Source organism: Pantoea stewartii subsp. stewartii, from assembly GCF_008801695.1.
GTDB classification, from domain to species: Bacteria; Pseudomonadota; Gammaproteobacteria; order Enterobacterales; family Enterobacteriaceae; genus Pantoea; species Pantoea stewartii.
Genome location: NZ_VZPF01000053.1, coordinates 1 through 17,161, shown reverse-complemented (window position 1 = coordinate 17,161; position 17,161 = coordinate 1). Strand labels below are relative to the sequence as shown.

21 protein-coding genes and 2 pseudogenes are annotated in these 17,161 nt (G+C 54.3%); 5 read left to right on the top strand and 18 right to left on the bottom strand.

Annotated elements, in window-relative coordinates; translation table 11 throughout:
* Positions 1 to 89 precede the first annotated feature (89 nt).
* Positions 90 to 1,793, top strand: coding sequence for a D-lactate dehydrogenase (dld, locus tag F7Q90_RS16045; RefSeq protein WP_006118584.1), 1,704 nt, complete (start codon positions 90 to 92; stop codon positions 1,791 to 1,793).
* A gap of 50 nt (positions 1,794 to 1,843) precedes the next feature.
* Here dld and F7Q90_RS16040 read toward each other — a convergent pair whose 3' ends face one another.
* The 3 genes from F7Q90_RS16040 to F7Q90_RS16030 form a co-directional block, all read right to left on the bottom strand.
* The gene (locus F7Q90_RS16040) at positions 1,844 to 4,297 is read right to left on the bottom strand and encodes a DUF3772 domain-containing protein (RefSeq protein ID WP_006118585.1); all 2,454 of its coding nucleotides are present in this window, start codon (positions 4,295 to 4,297) and stop codon (positions 1,844 to 1,846) included.
* 134 nt (positions 4,298 to 4,431) lie between these two features.
* The gene (pbpG, locus tag F7Q90_RS16035; protein ID WP_006118586.1) at positions 4,432 to 5,379 is read right to left on the bottom strand and encodes a D-alanyl-D-alanine endopeptidase; all 948 of its coding nucleotides are present in this window, start codon (positions 5,377 to 5,379) and stop codon (positions 4,432 to 4,434) included.
* A gap of 175 nt (positions 5,380 to 5,554) precedes the next feature.
* On the bottom strand, positions 5,555 to 6,142 hold the full coding sequence (locus F7Q90_RS16030) for a Yip1 family protein (RefSeq protein ID WP_006118587.1): 588 nt from the start codon (positions 6,140 to 6,142) through the stop codon (positions 5,555 to 5,557).
* Between the two features lie 206 nt (positions 6,143 to 6,348).
* Between F7Q90_RS16030 and F7Q90_RS16025 the strand changes: the two genes are divergently transcribed.
* Complete coding sequence (locus tag F7Q90_RS16025; RefSeq protein WP_033737714.1) at positions 6,349 to 6,927, top strand: DedA family protein; 579 nt, start codon at positions 6,349 to 6,351, stop codon at positions 6,925 to 6,927.
* On the opposite strand, the pseudogene F7Q90_RS16020 reads toward F7Q90_RS16025, so the two are convergent.
* The 14 genes and pseudogenes from F7Q90_RS16020 to F7Q90_RS15955 form a co-directional block, all read right to left on the bottom strand.
* Positions 6,921 to 7,366 (bottom strand): annotated as a pseudogene (locus tag F7Q90_RS16020) (SDR family oxidoreductase); the annotation flags it as partial. The gene F7Q90_RS16025 and the pseudogene F7Q90_RS16020 overlap by 7 nt on opposite strands.
* A gap of 102 nt (positions 7,367 to 7,468) precedes the next feature.
* Positions 7,469 to 7,801, bottom strand: a complete 333-nt coding sequence (locus F7Q90_RS16015; RefSeq protein ID WP_006118589.1) for a Mor transcription activator family protein — start codon at positions 7,799 to 7,801, stop codon at positions 7,469 to 7,471.
* Entirely contained in the window at positions 7,798 to 8,226 is a 429-nt protein-coding gene (locus tag F7Q90_RS16010) for a gp16 family protein (RefSeq protein WP_044241748.1), read from the bottom strand. Before F7Q90_RS16010 ends, F7Q90_RS16015 begins: the two co-directional genes overlap by 4 nt.
* Entirely contained in the window at positions 8,216 to 8,431 is a 216-nt protein-coding gene (locus F7Q90_RS16005) for a hypothetical protein (protein ID WP_006118591.1), read from the bottom strand. The genes F7Q90_RS16010 and F7Q90_RS16005 overlap by 11 nt, the downstream gene beginning before the upstream one ends.
* Positions 8,428 to 9,117 carry a DUF2786 domain-containing protein gene (locus F7Q90_RS16000; RefSeq protein ID WP_006118592.1) on the bottom strand — a complete coding sequence of 230 codons (690 nt, stop codon included), beginning with the start codon at positions 9,115 to 9,117 and terminating at the stop codon, positions 8,428 to 8,430. The genes F7Q90_RS16005 and F7Q90_RS16000 overlap by 4 nt, the downstream gene beginning before the upstream one ends.
* On the bottom strand, positions 9,104 to 9,400 hold the full coding sequence (locus F7Q90_RS15995) for a nucleoside triphosphate pyrophosphohydrolase family protein (protein WP_006118593.1): 297 nt from the start codon (positions 9,398 to 9,400) through the stop codon (positions 9,104 to 9,106). The genes F7Q90_RS16000 and F7Q90_RS15995 overlap by 14 nt, the downstream gene beginning before the upstream one ends.
* Positions 9,397 to 9,585 carry a hypothetical protein gene (locus tag F7Q90_RS15990; RefSeq protein ID WP_006118594.1) on the bottom strand — a complete coding sequence of 63 codons (189 nt, stop codon included), beginning with the start codon at positions 9,583 to 9,585 and terminating at the stop codon, positions 9,397 to 9,399. The genes F7Q90_RS15995 and F7Q90_RS15990 overlap by 4 nt, the downstream gene beginning before the upstream one ends.
* 78 nt (positions 9,586 to 9,663) lie before the next feature.
* Entirely contained in the window at positions 9,664 to 10,275 is a 612-nt protein-coding gene (locus F7Q90_RS15985) for a DUF3164 family protein (protein WP_006118595.1), read from the bottom strand.
* Between the two features lie 17 nt (positions 10,276 to 10,292).
* A complete protein-coding gene (locus F7Q90_RS15980; protein ID WP_000835317.1) occupies positions 10,293 to 10,562 on the bottom strand; it encodes a hypothetical protein in 270 nt (89 codons plus the stop codon).
* A 2-nt stretch (positions 10,563 to 10,564) separates the two neighbouring features.
* Positions 10,565 to 11,731 carry an ExeA family protein gene (locus F7Q90_RS15975; RefSeq protein WP_006118596.1) on the bottom strand — a complete coding sequence of 389 codons (1,167 nt, stop codon included), beginning with the start codon at positions 11,729 to 11,731 and terminating at the stop codon, positions 10,565 to 10,567.
* A gap of 10 nt (positions 11,732 to 11,741) precedes the next feature.
* Positions 11,742 to 13,511 (bottom strand): DDE-type integrase/transposase/recombinase, encoded by a 1,770-nt coding sequence (locus tag F7Q90_RS15970; RefSeq protein ID WP_006118597.1) that lies wholly within the window; start codon positions 13,509 to 13,511, stop codon positions 11,742 to 11,744.
* A 3-nt stretch (positions 13,512 to 13,514) separates the two neighbouring features.
* Positions 13,515 to 14,423: a DUF3102 domain-containing protein gene (locus F7Q90_RS15965; protein WP_006118598.1), complete on the bottom strand. Its 909-nt coding sequence runs from the start codon at positions 14,421 to 14,423 to the stop codon at positions 13,515 to 13,517.
* Positions 14,424 to 14,432: 9 nt separating this feature from the next.
* Positions 14,433 to 14,738 (bottom strand): helix-turn-helix domain-containing protein, encoded by a 306-nt coding sequence (locus F7Q90_RS15960; RefSeq protein WP_006118599.1) that lies wholly within the window; start codon positions 14,736 to 14,738, stop codon positions 14,433 to 14,435.
* Entirely contained in the window at positions 14,735 to 14,959 is a 225-nt protein-coding gene (locus F7Q90_RS15955) for a hypothetical protein (RefSeq protein ID WP_001041677.1), read from the bottom strand. The genes F7Q90_RS15960 and F7Q90_RS15955 overlap by 4 nt, the downstream gene beginning before the upstream one ends.
* Before the next feature lie 88 nt (positions 14,960 to 15,047).
* Between F7Q90_RS15955 and F7Q90_RS15950 the strand changes: the two genes are divergently transcribed.
* Both F7Q90_RS15950 and F7Q90_RS15945 read left to right on the top strand, forming a co-directional pair.
* Positions 15,048 to 15,458: a helix-turn-helix domain-containing protein gene (locus tag F7Q90_RS15950; protein ID WP_044241752.1), complete on the top strand. Its 411-nt coding sequence runs from the start codon at positions 15,048 to 15,050 to the stop codon at positions 15,456 to 15,458.
* Positions 15,459 to 15,499: 41 nt separating this feature from the next.
* Complete coding sequence (locus F7Q90_RS15945; protein ID WP_237166117.1) at positions 15,500 to 16,027, top strand: hypothetical protein; 528 nt, start codon at positions 15,500 to 15,502, stop codon at positions 16,025 to 16,027.
* A gap of 47 nt (positions 16,028 to 16,074) precedes the next feature.
* On the opposite strand, the gene F7Q90_RS15940 is transcribed toward F7Q90_RS15945, so the two are convergent.
* Positions 16,075 to 16,845 carry a DNA adenine methylase gene (locus F7Q90_RS15940; RefSeq protein WP_006118601.1) on the bottom strand — a complete coding sequence of 257 codons (771 nt, stop codon included), beginning with the start codon at positions 16,843 to 16,845 and terminating at the stop codon, positions 16,075 to 16,077.
* Positions 16,846 to 16,987: 142 nt separating this feature from the next.
* Here F7Q90_RS15940 and F7Q90_RS15935 point away from each other — a divergent pair.
* Positions 16,988 to 17,161 (top strand): annotated as a pseudogene (locus F7Q90_RS15935) (IS630 family transposase); the annotation flags it as partial.

Genomic DNA, 17,161 nt, shown 5'->3' with positions numbered 1-17,161 from the left:
CATAGCATGTCGCCTGCGGCTATCACACTGCGCCCGACGCAACTGACGTGCTACAGTAAGGACGCATGCATACGACAAGGGAATTGCCCATGATGACATCGTCTGTCCTGATTGCCGATCTGCGCCGTCTGGTTGGCACAAGTAACGTTCTGACTGAGGCCGCGCACACGGTTCGCTATCGTAAAGGCTTTCGTTCTGGTGAAGGCGAGGCGCTGGCCGTGGTGTTTCCGGCTACGCTGCTGGAGCTGTGGCGCGTACTGCAAACGCTGGTCGCTGCGGATGCAATCATTTTGATGCAGGCGGCCAATACCGGCCTGACCGAAGGCTCGACGCCGCAGGGCGACGACTACGATCGTCCGTTGGTGATTATCAGCACACTGAAGCTGGATAAGCTACAGCTCATCGATAAGGGCCGACAGGTCCTGGCCTTTCCGGGCAGTACCCTGTATCAACTGGAAAAGATCCTGAAGCCGCTGGGCCGTGAGCCGCACTCGGTGATTGGATCTTCCTGTATTGGTGCGTCGGTGCTGGGTGGCATCTGTAATAACTCTGGCGGCTCGCTGATCAAACGCGGCCCGGCCTACAGTGAAATGGCGCTGTTTGCTCAGATTGATGCCCAGGGGCGACTGAAGCTGGTCAATCATCTGGGCATTGACCTGGGCACCTCGCCGGAAGAGATTCTGGGACGCCTGGATGACGATCGCTGGCAGCCGGACGATGTCCTGCATGATGGCCGTCACGCGTCCGATCATGATTATGCTGACCGCGTGCGCGATGTGAATGCCGATACGCCCGCCCGTTTTAACGCGGATGCCCGTCGTCTGTTTGAAGCGTCCGGCTGCGCAGGCAAGCTGGCGGTTTTCGCGGTACGCCTGGACACATTTGAGCAGGAACCGCAGCAGCAGGTGTTCTATATCGGCACTAGCGATGCCGCCGTGCTCAGCGACCTGCGCTGCCATATGCTGGCCCATTTTAAAAATCTGCCCGTTGCCGCGGAATATATGCACCGGGATATCTACGATATCGCCGAAGTGTACGGCAAAGATACGTTCCTGATGATTGACAAACTGGGCACCGACAAGATGCCCCTGTTTTTTACGCTTAAAGGTCGGGCTGACGGCTGGCTTAATAAACTGTCTTTCATAAAACCGCATCTGACTGACCGGCTGCTGCAACGGCTGAGTCGCCTGTTTCCGGCGCATCTGCCGAAACGCATGAAGCAGTATCGCGATAAATACCAGCATCATTTAATGCTGAAAATGTCGGGTGAGGGCGTCGAAGAGGCGCGCAACTACCTGCGGGAGTTTTTCCGTGAAGGTGGCGGAGAGTTTTTTGAGTGCGAAGGCAAAGAAGGCGCGCACGCTTTCCTGCACCGCTTTGCCGCTGCCGGTGCGGCAGTGCGTTATCACGCCGTTCACGCCACAGAGGTGGAAGATATTCTGGCGCTGGATATTGCGCTGCGCCGCAATGACAGAGACTGGTTCGAAACCCTGCCTGCCGGGATAACGCAGTCACTCAGTCATCAGCTGTATTACGGCCATTTTTTCTGCCATGTCTTCCATCAGGACTACATCGTTAAAAAAGGGGTGGATGTCCATGCCCTGAAAGCGCAAATGCTGGCGATTCTGAAGACGCGCGGCGCGGAGTATCCGGCAGAGCATAACGTCGGCCATCTCTATCAGGCCCAGCCGCAGTTGGCCGCGTTCTATCGTCAGCTCGATCCGACCAACAGCTTTAACCCCGGTATTGGCAAAACCAGTAAGCTGAAAGGCTGGGCGGTCAGGCAGCCCTGACGCCTCAAAAGGCCATGAAAAAACAGGCAGCCATAGGGCTGCCTGTTTCATTAACGCGGTTGCTCTGTGACCGTTACGTCATCGCTGACATCCGAGGCCAGCAGCTGACGACGTTCGATAATCATGGTCTGCGGCGTCGACAGGACGATCCCTTCTTTACGTAATCGCGTCAGAATATCAAACAGCAGATCGCTTTTTGCGCCTGCAATCTGGCGCTGGCTGGCCACGTTACCGGTTACGCTGAGTACAATGCCCTGCGCGGTAAGATCTTTAAACGACACTGACGGTTCCGGCGTCTCCAGAATGCGCTCATTCTCTTCATACACCTTAAGCAGAATTTCACGTACCTGCACGGGGTCAATATTGAGCGGGAACGTCAGGGTAATCGTCACCACGCCCTGCGCGTTACCCATGGTCGCGTTACGGACGTTCTGAGAAATAAACTGCGAGTTAGGCACGATCACCGTAGATTTATCGCCCAGCTGAATTTCCGTCGCACGCACGTTGATACGACGAATATCCCCTTCCACGCCGCTGATCGTCACCAGATCGCCCACTTTCACCGGGCGCTCAGTCAGCAGAATCAAACCCGAAATAAAGTTCTTAACGATCTCCTGTAAGCCGAAACCGATACCGACGGATAATGCACTGACGATCCAGGCCAGCTTGTTCCATTGCAGCCCCATAATCGACAGGGTCAGCAGGATAATCAGCACATAGCCCACGTTACTGAACAGCGTCACCAGGGACACCCGCATCCCGCTGTCCATGGTGGTTTTGGGCAGGAAGTCGTTGTCCAGCCAGCGCCGCACTGAACGCAAGACGTAAATCCCGACAATCAGGCACAGCAATGCATTAACCAGGTGCGCCGGAACGATATTCAGCGACTCCAGGCCTTTACCGCCCCAGAATTCGATGGCTTTCTGCAACAACTCAATCGGCGTCGACGAGGCAAAGGTGCCGTTGAGCAGCGCCAGCGCCACAAACAGCACCAGGAACGTTTTACCTATCGCCGCCAGAATGGTCGCCACCTGCTGCAGATGACGTTCATCAATGTTCAGTGAACTCTGGATGCGTTTACCTGTCGTGTTACTGATTGAGAACAGACTCTCACAGCTGTCGTTGACCAGATGACTGAGAATATAAAATGAGCCAAACAAAATGCCGCACCACACCAGCTCATAACTGAGAAAACGCGCCAGCGTGACGTAGCCGATCACCAGTGAGGCCAGGATGGTCAGCGCGGTGATCGTCAGCGCCATCTGAATCAATCCAACCAGGGTAGAACGCGCTTCCGGCGGCGTACCCGACTGCGCCAGGCGACGACGAACGCGCTTGGTGCGCATGCTGATCGCCAGTGCCGTAGTGCCGATAAGTAATGCCGTCAGGCCGTTGGCAAAAATACTGGTATTCAGGCTGGTGCCGACGGTGTAGTTAAAGGACTCGACCATCTGAAAGATAAACACTAGCAGGGCCGTAATCGGCGGGAACGGTTTAAGCGCGATGGCGACTTCGTTCGAAATCGTCGGCAGACGCCAGCTGGGGCGACGCGTAGATAAAAAGGCACGGCCCAGCCCGGCAATCAGGCCACAGTAGACGCTGAGTTCGACCAGACGGTAAATAAAGTCCTGCACATCGCTGGAAACTTCATCGCGGCGCGTAAAGGCCTGCGAAATAAAGACGAAGGTCAGGACAACGGCCGCCAGGCTGGTCAGCGCCACGGCAGTTGCCAGAAAACTACGGCGCAAACGCCCTTCAGGCAATTTATTGATACTGACCCAGGCCAGGAACTCTTCACCATAGCGACGGCCGAGCGTCATCACCAGCACCGCGGCCAGCAACCAGCCAACCGTGCCAATGCGCCAGCCCGGCTCCCAGGAGAGTGCGGCCGTGTCTTTCAGCTCATTGAGAAAATCGCCAATTTTTTCCGCATCCAGATCCTGACTACTTAACACGGGCGCCCAGAAGCGCGGCCCCAGAATACTGCCTGAATTCAGGGCGAGTTTATTTTTTAGCTGGTCGCGGCGCAGATTGACGATTTGTGAGGAGAGCATCAGTGCACTGTTTTTAATGCCTTCCGCCTGCTTGATTTGATCATCAAGCTTGCTCTTCTGACTTTCCAGCGCGCTGCGTTTGCGCGTCACGTCTGGTGTCTCTTTGACGCCGCTTTCCGGTTTGGGTGCCGGACCGAGCACGGCCAGCTGCGCTTCCAGTTGTTGGCGATCGGGCTGTAACGCCTGCGCAAGCGTATCCGTATTGCCTGATAACTCCAGCGCCATCTCATTCAGACGGCTGAGCTTATTTTCGTCGCTTTCAACGGAGACCTGGCTTTTAATTTTATCGAGGATCTTCTGCATTTTCGGCAGCTCGACAGAGGCATCCACCTTGGGTTTGTCGTCGGTTTGCTGCGTGGCTTGCGTCGCATCGTCGGCAAAACTCAGCGCGGGTGCGAGCGTCATCAACGCGAAAAAAATCAGAACACTAAATGAACGTAACTTGAGCATATCAATGAGATTCCGGCACAGTAATCAGGCGAATCACCCTCGCCATTTGCGGGTAGTTTAGATTTTCGTCTGCCATGAAACTATAGGAATACAGGTCAATCTCAGCCGGGGAAACGTAGCGCCCCGGCAGAGGATTACTCTACAGCGGCCCCACTGGCTGCGTTGCTGGCAACCTCATCCGCTTTTTGTTTTTTATAGGCCAGCGCAGCCGCCGGAACCGGCGCAGCCTTGCCGGTTTCCAGCCAGTCGCGCAGACGATTCGCATCGGCGAAATGGGTATATTTGCCAAACGCATCGAGTACCATCAGCGCGACCGGGCGGTTCTTAATCATCGTCCGCATGACCAGACAGTGCCCCGCCTGATCGGTGTAACCCGTTTTCGTTAACTGGATATGCCAGCCATTTTTATACACCAGGTGATTGGTATTGCGGAATGGCAGCGCATAACTCGGATGGGCAAACACGGCGGTTTCTTCTTTGGTCGTGCGGAGCTCCCCCAGAAGCGGATATTCACGCGTCGCTTTCAGCAGCTTCACCAGATCCTGGGCGCTGGACACGTTTTTGATAGAGAGGCCTGTGGGTTCAACGTAATGCGTGTGCATCATGCCGAGCGCGCGCGCCTTGGCATTCATTGCCCGGATAAAAGCATCGTACCCGCCCGGATAAGCGTGAGCCAGACTGGCTGCCGCGCGGTTTTCCGAGGACATCAGCGCCAGCATCAGCATACTGCGGAGACTAATTTCGCTGTTCAGTTTGACGCGAGAAAACACACCACGCATCTCGGGGGTCTGGCTGATATCGACCTTCACCATCTCGTTCATCGGCTGGTGCGCATCCAGTACCACCATGGCCGTCATTAACTTCGTGATAGACGCAATGGGGCGCACCCGATCCGGGTGACTGGAGAACAGGACTTTACCATTGGTCAGATCGACAATCAGGGCGCTCCCTGAGGCGATTTGCGGCTGAGCAATCGGGGCCATCTGCGACAACGTGGTGGTCGCCTGTGCTGGAAGGGTAACAACCTGCCCGGAAACGAGCAGCGCCAGCGACAACAGTGAAAAGCGAATTTTTGCAGGCATCGTGGAAAAAAGACCCGGTTAAGATTGTGCGCTGTGTAAACACAGGCCGCCAACGCCTGAACAGGCAGAGCGCGGGCTGGCCGCAGCATCATACGCTGAAGTCAGGGAATTTTCCTGGTGAGATTGTTTCTGAGCGTTAAAAAAAGGTTGCCGCCCTGTAGGCGGCAACGGCAGGTTAAAACAGATTCGGGCCATAGCCCCATAACACCACGGTCAGAGCCAGTAGCACTTCGAAGACCAGCACACCAATAGCCAGTGTTGAACTGGAAAAACGCAGACTTTCGTCACGGTCGATATTCAGAAACAGCGGAATGCCGACATACAGCAGATACCCGGTATACAGGAGCGCCAGCGCTGCCGCCAGCACACATAGCCAGACCAGCGGATAAAGCGCGACAAGGCCGCTCAAAAACAGGGGCGTAGCGACATAGCCCGCAAATACGGTGCAGCGCCCCATGCTGGGACGATGGGGATAGTCACGCGCCATCCAGTGAATCACCCGCCCCATAACGGCGACGCCGCCCAGGATCACCAGATAGAACAGAATCCCCAGGCCCAACGCCGTCAGCAAATTAAGCTGCACATATTGCCCTTCTCCCAGGTTCCAGCCTGACTGAGTGGTGCCAATCATGGCGCAGATCACCGGCACAGCGGCCATCAGCAGCACGTGGTGAGTGTAATGGTGCGAAACCGTTTCGTTCTCTTGCTTGATAGTGCGCATTTCCTGGTTTGGATGCGCTAACAAACCCCAGACATGGTTCATACGCTTACTCCTCTGACCGATTGGGCCACCCGATCTGTTAACATTTCCACAAGGGGGCAGCAGTCATTTGAGTATAATCGGCAGGATAATTTCTGGGGCCTCTGCGCAAAAAAACGGCGAAAAAGATCGCTTACGGGGTCTTAATCCGCTGTCCTGGCAAATCGGGTATAGTCTGAAAGACAAATCTTCACACAGGGAGTTCAGCCTTGCATTTGGATATCAATGGGTTAATTACGCAGTACGGCTATCTTGCGCTGTTTATTGGCTGTATTGCCGAGGGTGAAACGTTTTTGCTGCTGGGCGGTGTTGCCGCTCACGAAGGGCTACTGCACTACAGTGGCGTCGTACTGGCGGCGATGGCAGGCGGCGTGGTGGGCGATCAGATGCTCTACTGGATTGGCCGGCGTTTTGGTACCCGCATTTTGCGACGCTTTAAAAAACATCAGGATAAAGTGGTGAAGGCGAACCGCCTGATTAAGCGTCGTCCCAGCCTTTTCGTGATTGGCGCACGTTTTATGTATGGCTTTCGTATTATTGGGCCGATCATTATTGGCGCAAGCCGCCTGAAGCCGCTGAAGTTTTTTCTCCTCAACGTCACCGGGGCGGCTGTCTGGGCACTGCTGTTTGTTACGCTCGGCTATTTTGCAGGCGGCATTATCGCCCCCTGGCTGCACAAACTCGACCAACACTTTAAACACCTGCTATGGCTGGGCGCGGCGGTGGTCTTTGCGTTTGTGCTGCGCTGGGCGATTCGCCGCTGGAATCATCACCGGGCCGATCAGTAGCCTTTAAACTGTGGGTTGGCCAGCATAAAGCCGCCGTCGATAATAAACGACTGACCGGTGGTATAGGTCGCCCACTCGGAACTCAGCCAGGCTACCATACTGGCAATTTCGTGCGTATCGCCAGGGCGGCCGGCAGGAATTTCTGGCATTTTTACGTTGTGCGCATCCGCGTCGGACATCTTGTTCATCGGCGTCGCAATCGCCCCGGGGCGACCGCATTGACCAGAATATTGTGGGGCAGCAGACTCAGCGCCATCGATTTGGTCAGGCCGCCTGCCGCATGTTTTGCCGCGGTGTAGGCCACTGAGCCCGGCAGGGGCGTATGCTCGTGCACAGAGGTGATGTTGATGATGCGTCCGCCCTGCCCTTGTTTGATCATGTTACGTGCCGCCACCTGCCCACAGATAAAGACGCCATCGACATCCACGCTGATTAGACTTGAGATAAATGACAGGGAATAAGTGAGATAATTATGGGAAGAACTGGGTCAACATGGGAAGAGATTGGATGGAATATGCAATAACGTTACAGTATGTGAAAATCAGACCGGCCCGAAAAAAAACAGAACTCGCGCCAGCCTGATTGCAGATTGTAGCGAAACACCAAATTTGCGGGCCAGTTCGTGATGGTTGCGTCCGTCAAACTCCAGGAAGATTTCCCGGTCGCGCTGGCTAACCTTCCAGACCATGCCCATCGGAAAATAGACGTTTTGCCCACCCCAGACCTGCATCATGCGGTTCGCAACAGCCTGACCAATCTGGTCGGCAACTGCGGGTTCGATATCAATAATCTCGCGGACGGTCTCAGAAGTGTGCTGTGCCAGTTCTACCAACAGTTCCGGCCCTTTACTACGAAACTGATTCAGGTCGCTCATTGCTTCACTCCCGCAGCTCTGCGCTGCCACTTCTTCAGTTTCTCAATAACGCTACTTGCCTGCTCATTGCTGAGCCAGCGTAACGCGCTGATGCCCGTTTCCCGTTTAACCCACAACGCCAGCGCCTGCTCTGAACAGTCACGGACGGTACCCGCCGCTGCCATTTCAAGCCAAAGCGCACGGATTTTCTTTGACTGGGGATGGTTATCCAGCGGTAAGCCGGACCTGGCTTTTCCGGCAGGCTTAATGCGAAAGCCTTTCTTTTTCATGGATTCCAGCACGCGGTTGAGCTGCGGGGTATCCATCCCTTTGGTTGAGGCTTTGCCGGTCAGACCCTGTAGCATCTGGCGGTAGGTGTCCTCATCCATCTGGAGGTCATTGCGGGCAATATGGATGAGTTGAATAAGACGCTGCTTAGTCATCATCGTCGCTCCTTTTACCTGCGCCAACGATATAATCGACATATAAAGGAAGCGCTACAGGCCAGCACAGGAACATAATAGCCCAACTGATCCAGTGTGCGGCACCGTTGTAACGTGAGTAAAAACCTGAGCGGCGGTGCAGTTCAGCAGTACACCACCCCACGAGGCCATACCAGAACAGGGCACATACAATAGATTCAGCCATCATAAGCCACTCCCCAGCTTCCGCTGTTCCTGCCCGCTGACAGGCTGATGCAGGCGGACGTTTTCCCCTTCTCTGTAACCAATGTGGCGGGACATGTCCGCGTCACGTGATTTCCCGGCCCCACGGCCCGTGGTTGTGCCTGAGTCAGGGTATTTTTGTTCAAGCCAGAGGCTTGCCAGCTCCCGTTCTTCGCGGGACATAGCAAATAAATGAACCTCGCTGCGCACGGCCAGAACCCAGCCTTCGGCAAACTTGTCACCACGACTGGTCTTGGTCGTGTTTTTGATTCTTTTATTCTGCTGTCGAATATAGTTTTTACGGGCCACGATTAATTGTCTGGCCAGTACCTCCCATGTATATGAGGCCAGTTCAACCCGGTCTTTATTACCGTAAAAACCAACGCTGGGTTTAAAGCCGGAGTGAATAATAGACTTAACGCCAAATGCTACCTGGATAATATCCAGCAGACCCAGCATGTATCGCGGCGGGTTAACGCTACCTGCTGCCCAGTAGTTACTGACGCTTTCATCAATATCACTGAGTGCGAGGTCAGCCTGGGTGATGTTATAGGCCTGCATCAGTTTCTGGGCGCGTTGCAGGGCCAGTGCAGCTTCATGAGGGTTGTCGGATTTCGCCAGCGCCAGCAACTTTTTTAAGTTCTCCAGCAGCTTTTCATTATTCTGCGGCATAAGTCACCCCCAGACGTTCGGCAAGGCGTTCCAGCTTTTTCTGCTTATGAAAGTCAATCATCAGGCCCATCCCGTTGAGGCGGAACTGTTCAATCATGATTTCAACGTCAGCCAGCTCCCCAGCCAGATCAACTTCATTGCCCAGTCCGTTCATGTTGCGGGCAGCGGCAGCGGCCAGTTCGGCGGCTTCTTCCTTTAGCTTCAGCGCCTGTGCTTCAGGGCCAAAGGTTTTCAGGGCCAGATTGTAAATCGTCGAACGGTTATATAATTTCATGCCTTTCATTTTGTTGCCTCGCAGGGGATCAACTCCATGGCCGGGACTTCCGTGTAGTAGTGCTGGCTGCAGTGCGGGCATACCAGCGTGATGAGGACGGCTGGCACATGGTATTTGCCAGAAGTAATGACGCTGGCGTCGCTGAACTTCAGGGTGGTGATACCTTTCTTACAGTTGGAACACTTGATGGACATGATTTATTCCTCAATGCTGTTTTCGGCGTGCAGAAGCCCACGGCGCTGACGCCGAAATAAAAAGAAATTGAATTAAAATTAAATGGCAGCGATATCTAATGGAATATTAATTAGCTTCCCGTGTTTATCTTTCTCCCGGAAATTAATATAGGTTTTGGACATTGCCACCTGCAGTGATTCCGATATGGCCTCCATTGCCCGGTTCCAGCGCTCATCCTGAATCTTGACGCGACGCAGGGAAAGAATGCGTCCGGTGTTAAGCTGGCCCTCTTTGTCCACCTGAAAAGCATCGCTGATGATGGCCCGCAGGTTGGCGTTCGCGCCTTCCGACCACTCGGTGACGCACTCGTCTATCAGGTCTTTGGCAATCTGCAGCTCTGGCCCGAACGTCAGGGTTTCCTGAACGCGGATGGTGATCTGCTGAGCACCGTCGAAGCTGCTGAAGGTCACGTTGCCTTTGGCACCGCCGCGCGTTCTGCCGTACTTCTCGGCCACAAGGTCAAGCCAGGCATAGCACTCGTCAAAGGCACGACGCTTGAAGTCGCTGAGTTCATCGCGTTTAACCTTCGCGGCGGCAACCTGTTCTTTAACGAAAGAATCCATTGCAAGGTCATAGTCAGACACCTGGTCAACCGGCACCAGACGCCCCTTGCGGTCTTTCATGTAGTCTTCTTTATTTACTTCGCTCATCTCTGTTCACCTTATGGTTAATGTAATGACTCTGACCAGGTAATACGGCAGCCATGCAGTTCAAAGACGCCCTGACGAAAGCGCCCTGAGCCGTCATGGCCAACATGGGTATAACTTGCCTTGCCCTGTTCCAGCAGGCGGGCACAGTGCCCGTTGCGGGCGATACGGATAACCGGCTTACTGCCAGCAATCATGACGCTCTGTACGGTGGTGTTCATGGCGTTGAGCGCCATAATGGCGGACTGCACCTTGTTCATCTGCTGGTTGATATCGGCGATGGATTTCATGATTAAACCCCTTTGACGACGTCGGCGTTGACCTGCGGAACCCCGATTTCAGCGGCCAGATTCATGGCCGCTATCACCAGGTTACTGACGGCCAGCGGATATAGCAGGCTGACCATGCTTTTACGGTTGCTGCCCAGATTGCTCAGGCGGGCGCGGATGGCTTCCACAGCGCTGGGGTCCATGATGTCGGCCAGCTGCTTACCGGCGCGTTGTAGTTTGAACGCCAGAAACTCTTCCAGGCTGTTGTCCAGCGGCAGCAGTTCAACTACCTCGCAGCGCTGGACGACCTCACGGACTTCCATGTTGCGTTCGGACATTTTGTCCGCCAGTTCAGGCTGGCCAATCAGCACGATGGACAGCAGTTTTTTGAAGCCCGATTCCAGCTCAAAGAAGCGTTTGAGGTGCTTCAGCGTCGGGATGGGCAGGCTGTGAGCCTCCTCAATCACCAGAACGTGGCTGAAGCCCGCCTGGCTGCTGTCCTTCAGGACGCGGTGCAACTGGCGGAAGCGGGCGTCCTGGCTGCGTTTGATGCTCTCCAGTGGCGCGATGGTGCTGATGATGGCCTCGGCGATGGCAGCCGCCTTCAGGGTTTTGCCCTTCACGTCGTTGTCTTCCATGGCGATGATGTATGGCTCGATAACAATCACCGGCGCGTTCTCGCGGTTGACGCGTTCAATCAGGTCGCGGCGCAGCGTGGATTTACCCGCGCCGGACTCGCCGATAACCGCCAGAAAGCCACCGTGACGGGCGGTCTGGAACAGTGCCTCACGCACATAGCGGATATCCGGTGTGGTGAACACATCGTCCGCGCCCTGCATGGCCTCATCGGCGAACGGATCACGGAAAAGGCCAAACGCTTTTTTGGTTGCTGGAAATAACACCTGCTTTTTGAGTAACATGTTCTCTTCCTCACTGAGGTTGGTTTTATCGGTAGTGCCCGCTGTACGGGGCGTGACAGCGTCCTGTGCAGCACCAAAACTCTTCGCTGTATTAATCCCCTGACTTTCCAGATAAGACGCCAGACGCTGGCGCACTTCCTCCGGGCTGGTGCGGGGCCACTCGTTGTGGTTCACAATCTGGGCCAGCGTGGCCTCGGAAACGGCGACGGCTCTTGCCACCACCGCCTGCGGGATGCGGGCCTCTTTCAGTTGTTGCTTCAGTACCAGCATGTCTTCCTCCTCAGTTGCCGTTAACGATGCTGATAACGCTTCTGCGGGCCGGGGTGGTCAGGGTGACCATGACCTCATCCAGCGCGGCTTCCGGTACGCCATCCGGGTACTGCGCCGTTAACTGGCGGTAATGTTCCGGCGTCCAGGTATGGCCGTTAGCGCTGAACTTCTCGCGCAGGGCTTTCGCCGCCTCCACATGGGTCAGCGGACGCTGCTCAATACGCGGCCCGCGCACATCTGAAGCCTGACCGCGCTTCGGCATATAGGCCGGAAGCGTGGTGTCGTCGATATGTTTATACGGGTCAAGTCGTCCGCCAAACGGCAGCGCCTTCGCCTTGCGTGCAGCTGCTGCATCGGCGGCGTTATCGGTGCCGGTGACCAGCTCTTCGATTTCTTTTGCCGCCGTCTGCGCCGGGGTCTCCGGCAGGGCTTTGTAGTTTTCGCCAAATACCGCCGCGCTTTCGGCAAAGCCAAACTCGTTCTTTCTGACCTCTTCGACCAGGAAGAACGTCTCGTGGCCGTCTTCGCCGGTCAGCACCACCTGCGCCACATCGTTGCGCCACGGGTTACGGGTAATCATCAGTTTTTCACCGACCATCACGCCCGGCACCGTCGAAACATCAAACTCTGCGCCCCGGAACGGTACACGCAGTTTTGATGTGACCTTGCGGCTTTCCGGCGCAGCCACCGCCAGTTCGCGGCATACCTCGACGGAAGGTGCTTTCTTCAACTGCTCTGCGGTGATTTTCAGCCAGATATCCGTGCGGGTTTTACCGTGGCGGCTGTGAACAGCCGTGGCGTTAAAGTGGCTGCGCCATTTCACCGCCAGTGCGTTCAGCTCTTCCAGGCTGTGAACCGGCTGGAACTTGAGACCCGGCTCCAGCTTGCGTTCGATAATGTCACGCGCCTTTTCCACCTGCCCGGTGGCGCGGGCGTTATGTGGTTTATGCGCTATCAGGTTGATACCCAGTGAGCGGCACATGTTTTTCGTCATGCCAGCGGTGTTCGCCGAGCCGGGGTCGAGGTAGAGTATTTTCGGTACGCCGTGCAGCACATCCGCGCCACCACGTTCCTGCATCGCGTTGATAAGAACAGAACAAAGGTTCTCGCCGGATTCCGCGCCCATCACGTACTCAACGTAAATCCAGCCGCTGGTATGGTCGGTAATCTCGTAACTCCACACGCGGTCACTGGCGATGCGGGCAATGTTGGCGGGCTTGTTCTTGTAGAACTTCGCGCTGTCCATCACCTGCAGCCCTTTATGGCCGTTGCTCAGGTAGTAAAGCGTACAAAGTGAGGCATCAATCTCCCAGACATGGTTGGGATGCAGGCTGGCCATCTCAGACGACGGAGCCGGTGCGTCAAGCTGCTCCGGGTGCAGGCCATAGTTACGCAGGGCGCGGCTGATGGTGTCCTCGGACAGCGGGAAAAACTCGCCTGTGGCCTCGTCCGTTCTGCCTGCAGTGATAAAGCCGTTTGAACGCAGGGTCTCCACCGCATCCGCGATGGAATACAGGCGCTTACCGTTCTTACGGGTGGCCTCGCGTAGCGTGGCAGATATCAGCGCGGCTTCGTCGCGGCTCAGGGCGCTGCGCCCGGCATCGGCGCGTTTTTTGCGTTTATCAGTCACTGATACCTCCTTCAGCTTGCGCAGCAGGGTGGCGCGGGACATGCCCAGTTCAGCGCAGGCGGCGTCGTATATCGCACCGCGCTTACCATGCCCCGCGTCACGTGCCGCGCGGGCAACATAAACCAGTCGTTCAGTCAGGGCGGCACTCATGGGTTATGCCTCCTGCCCGTTAATCTGTGGCGTTGGGTCAGTCAGCCATGAAGGGGCGGCGTTACCTGTCGGCTCGTCCGGCAGGTCAAATGTGGAGCGCAGGCTACGCGCGGTGCTTTCCAGCTGGCAGACCAGACCGGCCATAAAGTCTCTGGGGGTATCAATCATGTTTTCAGCGCAGTATGCGCACAGGGTTTCAAAGGCGCTGGACAGTCGAACCGCGATGGCAGATTCCGCCTCAACCGCTAACGCCGTCACTTCTGCCCGCAGCTTCTTGACTTCTTCGTCAGGCTTGGGCGGCTGGATACGGGATTTCTTCTCCAGTTTTGTGGAAAGCGAGTCGATTTTTTCGTTTTTGTCGGCCAGCACGCGCTGTTGTGCTGCGTTGGTTTCGCGCGCTTCGCGTAGGGCTGCTTTCAGTTCGCGGCTTGTCATGCGATCGATATCGTCGAGGCTCATACCAGCAATCGTACCGCCATCGGCTAATTCGACGAGGTCTTCGTCATCTTCCGTCATCAATTCAAACAGCTTTGTTTTACCCAAAAGCGCAAGCGCTTGCGCTTTTGGTTCAAGCTTGGGAGACAAGTATTTGAGTGATGCCTGCATCATCACCTGCGCGGTACGTTTGGACAGGGATAACTGAGACTCGACGATGTCGATGAAGTCACCATGCGGTTCATTTTCTTTGAGAATTACCAGTCGCTTACCGGCCTCCAGCATGGCTTCAGCACTCTGAGCCATGTAAAAACGTGTTTCATGGACAATACGATCACGTTCATACGGCAGCCCATCACCAAACTGCTGCATGATTTCGAGGCGATGTTCGGACATAGCATTAAGATTGACGCTGAGACCATCGGTCAGCGGTGCATCTTCCACTAGTTCAACTGGTTGTGATTTTGTGCGTCCCATTTCAACTCCTTAGCGACTGCCAGCCATAACACGCTGGTTAATTTCATTGATACGATCCTGTGCCCGCGCCATCTCATTGCTATGCGCCATGGCTATTTGTAAGAGCTGGACTCCAGGGGCGAAACGTCCGTTATCCAGTTTCAGCGCCAGTCCTTCCTCTATAAGGGTATTGAGCGCCCGATTGATATTCGCCGGGGACTCGTCCAAAGCTGATGCCAGTTCACCGTTAGAAACACCGTTCAGAGCGTGACCGCGTAAAGCTTTAAGGACACGCAAAATACGGGTACCTGAGCTTGATGTATTTGGTTTACTCATGACGCCTCCTTGAGGATGCCGGGGGTAACTTCTTTGCCTATTGCGACCGAAAGGTCTCGCAAAATCCGATAAGTCAAACGACCGCGTGGAAGTTCGCTTTTTCCTGCCCAGCGGCTGACAGCTTGGGTGACTGTTCGTGGCTCATAGCCCGCGTTAAGCGCGAACTGGCGCAAGCTACTGCCTCGTTCAACCAGCCGTGCCCGAACTTGTTGTTTGTTCATATGCACCGTGTTCCTGTTGGGTTATGATGTACTCTATTGGGTCTATTGCACGCACCCAAACGGGTATGTCAAATCGAGATATATTCAAATGAGTATAAAAGAGAGATTGCGCGAAGCGATGGATGCTAAGGGCTTGACAATAAAGGCATTGTCAGACTTGTCGAAAATTCCATATCGCTCACTTCAAAACTATCTGCGTGGAGAGAGAGAGCCTAATGCGGAGGCTCTTGTTGCGTTAAGCACCCATTTGAACATATCAATAGATTGGCTACTTACTGGTAAAGGGGAAGCTGTTGGGGTAGAGAAAGCACAGCCAGCTAATCAGGAGCAGCATTTCAACCAGTCTGATCTGAAGTTATTGGAACTGCTCAACCAACTGGAGCCAGAGGTGCGAAAAGAGTTGCTGCGAGGCGCTGAGGAAAAACAGCGAATGATTGATATGGAAAAACAGCTTAAGGAGCTGTCCGCAGCGTTCGATAGATTAAAAAATACGGGTTAATCTGTTCCTATTAAGAACATTAGAGGTATAAGGACATGACTATGCGCAAATTATTTTTACCGTTGATATTTGTTTTATCTGGGTGTGGAGATAATACCGATCCTGCTGATACGTCCACCACAGCTAAGGAGCACACGGTTTTTAGCGTTGAAACAGATAATCCGGTTATAAAACGCGAATTACCGTTTATTCGCCAACAACTCCCCGGCCTGGATAAGTACGCGGACAGTTTTGAAAAAATCGAAGTATCCGAGGATAGCGAACGCCCGGTGACAACGGTGCAGTTTCATATTAAAGACGAAAATAATATTCCAAGTGACTACATAGCCTCTGGTCATAATTGTTATTTGTTCATATCAAATAATGCCCACGAAGTGAAAATATCTAAATCAGCATGTCAGGCTGTTTTTTTCGATAAAACGGATGTTCCCGGTGGAGACCTGACCGTGAAACTTGATAAGGAAAAAGTTCCTATGACAGATGATGGTAAGGCCCCGCGAGCAGGTTGTTTGAAGGCTTATTCACCAGAGCCAGATAAGGATTATTGGACTTGTCCAAGGCAGGATTAAATGTTTAGGTGGTGCTGCAGATGCACCACCACCTTTAACTACCTCTTTCAAAAATTACAAATTACCAGCTCTTTCTTCGGGCTGGGTTTGCCTGTTACCTTAAGGTTGTAGCTGATATCAACCGACTGCATGTTCAGACCGTTGAATGCCTGCCGCATTTCCGGGATATCGTTCACCGATATAATCATCTTCCCTTTGGTACTCCGCGCCAGCTCTGCCATGTGATCATAGTTTTCCAGCCCGAACTCCACACCATAGCCTTCCGTTCCCCAGTACGGTGGGTCACAGTAGAACAGCGTATGCGGGCGATCATATCGCTCTATGCACTGGTGCCAGTCCAGATGCTCTATCAGCGTTCTGGACAGACGCAGGTGTGCCATCGACAGTTCTTCTTCGATGCGCAGTAGGTTGAAGCGCGGCGCACTGGTTGTAGAGGTTCCGAAAGTGTGATCGGCGACCTTACCGCCAAACGCCTGTTTCTGCAGGTAGTAGAACCGGGCCGCCCGCTGTATGTCGGTGAGTGTCTCCTCCGGCGTATCCTGCAGCCATTTGTAAATCTGACGGCTGACCAGTGCCCATTTGAACTGGCGGACAAACTCTTCCAGGTGATGTTTTACCACCCGATACAGATTCACCAGCTCACCGTTGATATCGTTAATGACTTCGATCTTGCTGGGTGTCTTAAGAAAATAGAGCGCAGCTGCCCCACAGAACGGCTCTACATAGCAGGTATGGGCCGGGAACAGCGGCAGAATATGCTTAGCCAGACGACGTTTGCCGCCAATCCATGGAACGATGGGTAAAGATTGTTCTTTCATTATCCGTAAGCCTTTTGCAATCAGTGAAAATATGGCAGGCTAAATAACTGCTCGGAATAGTAGATCACTTAGAGGGAACTCAGTCCGGTTTATGCGATCTGATCAATCGCTGAATATCCCAAATCACCAGCCGGACTGAGCAATGTCGATCATAGCACCAATACCCAGAACCGAACGACGCCTGATGCAGAAAACTATCCATAAAACAAAGGACAAAAACCACGCCCGGCGGCTCACCGCCATGCTGATGCTGCATCGTGGTGACACCGTCAGTCATGTTGCCAGAACACTCTGCTGTGCCCGCTCATCGATTGGT